The organism is Azospirillum sp. B506 (assembly GCF_000333595.1).
Lineage (GTDB): Bacteria > Pseudomonadota > Alphaproteobacteria > Azospirillales > Azospirillaceae > Azospirillum.
The window spans coordinates 1-1092 of the sequence record NZ_BADK01000545.1; the positions used below are offsets into that span (position 1 = coordinate 1).

Genomic DNA, 1092 nt, shown 5'->3' on the forward strand with positions numbered 1-1092 from the left:
GAAAAGGACATCCTGCCCGCGGTGGCGGTGAGGGAATCGATCAAGGAGACGCTGCGGCCGCTGCGCTTTTCCGGCGGGCGCGGCTACTACTTCATCAACGACCTGAACGGCGACTCGGTGCTGATGCCGGTCGACCCGGCGCACGAGGGAACCTCGCCCTTCGCCGCGCCCGATCCTCTGGCGGCGGCGGCGGTGCGCGACCTGATTCAGGCGGTCCGGGAACCGGAGCTGCGCGGTTTCGCCCGCTATCGTTGGCGCATGGCCGACGATCCATCGCAGATCGTGGACAAGCTGGCCTACGTCCGCCGTTTCGATCCCTATGACTGGCTGATCGGCGCCAGCGACTCGCTGGATGCGGTGGAGGCGCGGCTGCAGCGCGAATCGCTGGAGCGGTTGCGCGCCTTCCGCTTCGGAGAGACCGGCTATATCGGCGTGCTGCGCCAGGACGGGCAGGTGCTGCTGTCGCCCACCGCCCCGGCGTCGGAGGGAATGAACGCGCGCGACCTGCCGTGGAAGACCGAGCGCGACCTTCTGACCCGTCTGCTGGACCTCGGGCGCGAAGGTGGCGGGGAACTGCGTTACGATTGGATCCATCCCTTCACCGCGCGGCCGACGCCGAAGATGGCCTATGTCTCGGCCCCCAATGTCTGGGGCTGGATTCTGGTCGCCGGCTTCTACATCGACGATGTCGGCAAGGAGATGGAAGCCCGCCGGGCGGAGATCAGCCGCGGCGTCAACCAGCGGGTCTGGACCACGGTGGCGGTGCTGGGCGTGGCGCTGGGCGTGTCGGTCGCCATGTCGTGGCTGATCACCGGCTGGATCCGCCGCATCGTCGGCAGCTACCAGCTGCGGGTCCGGCACAGCGACAGCATGCTACGGGAGCGGGCACGCCAGCTCTATCTCGCCAACTTCTCATCGACCATGTGTCGGAGATCGTCGTTCTGGCCGACGCCAGCCTGCGCATCGCCTACATCAACCCCTTCGGCTGCCGGGCCCTGGGCGGGACGCTGGAGGATCTGGTGATGGGACAGGCCGACCTGCTGAAGCGCTTCGCCGCCGAGGGCGAGGATGCGGCCGGCCATTACGAGACCG

The 1092-nt window shown here is 68.1% G+C and carries 1 protein-coding gene; it reads left to right on the forward strand.

Features of this window, described 5'->3' with window-relative positions; all coding sequences use genetic code 11:
• Positions 1-1023 (forward strand): cache domain-containing protein (locus I71_RS16200; protein ID WP_244433872.1); only part of this gene is annotated, 1023 nt, incomplete at its 5' end.
• Between the last annotated feature and the right edge of the window lie 69 nt (positions 1024-1092).